The 2,560-nt window shown below is 47.7% G+C and carries 3 protein-coding genes; 2 read left to right on the top strand and 1 reads right to left on the bottom strand.

Annotation, left to right across the window (positions count from 1 at the left end):
* The coding region (locus MPRO_RS02800) for a hypothetical protein (protein WP_158651730.1) at positions 1-516 on the top strand (516 nt) is incomplete at its 5' end.
* On the opposite strand, the gene MPRO_RS02795 is transcribed toward MPRO_RS02800, so the two are convergent.
* Positions 491-775, bottom strand: coding sequence for a helix-turn-helix domain-containing protein (locus MPRO_RS02795; protein WP_067286652.1), 285 nt, complete (start codon positions 773-775; stop codon positions 491-493). The two genes, MPRO_RS02800 and MPRO_RS02795, sit on opposite strands and share 26 nt — an antisense overlap.
* Before the next feature lie 58 nt (positions 776-833).
* On the opposite strand from MPRO_RS02795, the gene MPRO_RS25670 reads away from it, so the two are divergent.
* Entirely contained in the window at positions 834-1,634 is an 801-nt protein-coding gene (locus MPRO_RS25670) for a hypothetical protein (RefSeq protein ID WP_158651729.1), read from the top strand.
* The last annotated feature ends 926 nt before the right edge of the window (positions 1,635-2,560 follow it).

Below are 2,560 nucleotides of genomic sequence, written 5' to 3'. Positions count from 1 at the left end.
CAGCAAGCCCAGGCGGATGCGCTTGTTGCGGCTCAGGCGCGCCAAACGGCGGAGGATGCGCGGGTCGCGGCCCAGGCATTGGTGGAAAAATTCAAGCCGTACGAATCACTGGGCGGCCGAATACTGGGATTTTTTGGTCTCAAAAAGCTCTTCGAGCACCGCGCGGAAAAACGCTGGCGGCAAAAAACAAAAGTGCTGCATGCGCAGATCGACCGGCTGACCGGCGAAGTGAGTCGCGTGGGTGTGATCAATCGCGAGCGTGAGACCGCAACACGTGCACTGAATGCGCTTAAGGTTGCTTTACAGGTACCTATCGAGGCTCAGGCTTTTCGGAGCGAGGGTGAGGCTGTCAGGTCGCGATTAGAGCAATTGCAGGAGTTCATGAAAGCCAGTTCGAGCGATCAGGTGCTGGCGGATGTGCTGGATAACTATGTGGTTCAACTGCGGTTGATGGCACATACGCAGCCTGGCAACGGGGTAGGGGGCGAGGTTACAGATCCGGCGCAGTTGTTGTAGGCTTGCCAGACCAGGCTGTCGGTGATTTCTTCTTGAGAAGCACCAGTCCATCCCCTGGGTTTAGGCCTAGCGCTTCACAGTACTGCACATACTCGTAGACATTAAGTTTGCGCTGCCCGAGCTCGACTTTGCTAACAAACTGAAAGGGCTCATCCAGGCGCGCTGCCAGCTCTCGCGTGGTTAAGCCTGCCTCTTCACGGGCGCAGCGTAGCCAGCGAATCAGGTCATCGTAGCGAGTATTGTTAATCGTCTTGATCATTGTCCCTATTTTAGAGACGTGATACATTGTCCCCAAATCAGGGACGGATGAGAAACATATGCATCATCTTCAGACGAACAAACGCACTGACAGTCTAAAAGTGGTGTTCATTTGCGATACGTTGAGGGCATGTGCAGATCACTGGACTGTGTACAATCCTCCTGCTTGTCCGATTGCGTTTACCGACGCCTTACTGCCGACTGAAGAAGGGCTGGAGAAGGTATTGGACCTGTGTGAGGAAAATGATCTTGCAGGACGATTACTCGCGGACTGCTCATGTAGCTGCAAGCACAAAGCGCGTGATCGAGTTATTTATTATAAAAGTTCCTCCTGTCTATCAAGGGGCGAAATTGATAAATTTCTTGTCGGCGAAAATGGATTGGATGTTTTTAGGACAAACCCACTTTTGTCATTATATTTCGTTGATGTAATTATGCATGATATTCTTCGTGTGGCGGTTCAGGATGCCCAGTCTGCATTGAGCTCTTCCGACCTTACACAATGGGATTTTCCAGACTTTTCGGATCGGCCATATTTACTTAAAAATACAATAAACTATCGAGCGCTTCACTTTCTTCTACGCTATTCTATTGGAGAAATCTACGGCATATTTTATGACTGGATGGTTAAAGATGAACTTAGCTTTGCTCAACTGCGCGAGGGGCTCAGTACCGATATTTCGGGGATTTATTTTGCAGCTCCGGTAGGTCGTCCGTCCCGCTCCGAGCTGCCATTTACCAAGTTCTCCATTTTTGTAAAAGTACTCATGAGTCGGTGGCTTTATGTCTTTAATGATCGCGAACTTTCTGAGTTTAGACTGGCGCGTATAATGCCGGCTTTAGGTTCTATGGAGTTATAATTTAAATTTATTGGTGCCGGTTAGCTTATCGTCTCTACTTTGCTAAGCTCGTAGACCTGCTGGAGGATAATCGATGCAAATTATGCGTGTATTATTTAAGCACCGCCTGTTTTTTCGCTCACTGAATCACGATCTAAAATACCTATCGAACGGTACGGTTGCCGTTCGTGTAATGGTTGTGACAGAGGAACCGCCGTTACTGATCCTCGACAGCATTGGCAATCCGCACTACCCGGCGAACGCAATGTGGCAGCGTTACCTGCGTACAGGAAATTTACCATGTTAGGTCTATCAAACTTGGCGGCAACCTTAGTGTTGCCGGCTATCTGACTGCTAACAGATACCACCGTTAAAATCATCGTTTTATCTCATGGCTCGAGTCTAGATCCATAATCATTGTTGAGTTTAATTTCCACATGCTTTACTAACAATATCTGTTTGGAATAGGGTATTAAACTGCTCGATATCTCGTAGATAATCCTTATTGGCAGCAAGATGAAATAATAGAGTTTTCTTGGTTATAAGAGATGGTTTTTCGTTTTTTTTTAGCTTGATAAAATCAAGACCGAGTGACCGACTATGTCTTACTTCAAAGCTGCGCTTTTCCGTAAGACTCCGCGGCCAGGGGTAAACCCCTTGGATCCCCTTTATTGAGTTCAACGCAAGTCAGCGTATTTTTCATATTCTCTGGGGGCCAATTTTTCACGGAATTAATTATCACGACAGGTGGTCGAGTTGAATCTGTAATTTACCCCTATCAAACACGAAACAGGCCGCTGCGTTTTTGAGCCCTTCTGAAAGTACGCAATGTGGTCTTGTCATACAGCGCCTCATCTGCGGTGGTCGCGGTGTTTGTCAACGTAGTTGTCGTGCCGACCATTTTGTTATGCCGCCTTATTCTGAGTCGCTTCCTGCTTCTCGGGGTG

The sequence above is a fragment of the Marinobacterium profundum genome, from assembly GCF_001528745.1.
Taxonomy (GTDB): Bacteria; Pseudomonadota; Gammaproteobacteria; order Pseudomonadales; family Balneatricaceae; genus Marinobacterium_A; species Marinobacterium_A profundum.
Note: the sequence above shows the minus strand (reverse complement) of the source record. Positions and strands in the feature narration are given on the sequence as shown.

Excerpts from the sequence above, each read along its gene's own strand:
- MPRO_RS02795 (WP_067286652.1), bottom strand. The coding sequence starts at position 775 with ATGATCAAGACGATTAACAATACTCGCTACGATGACCTGATTCGCTGG.
- MPRO_RS25670 (WP_158651729.1), top strand. The coding sequence starts at position 834 with ATGCATCATCTTCAGACGAACAAACGCACTGACAGTCTAAAAGTGGTG.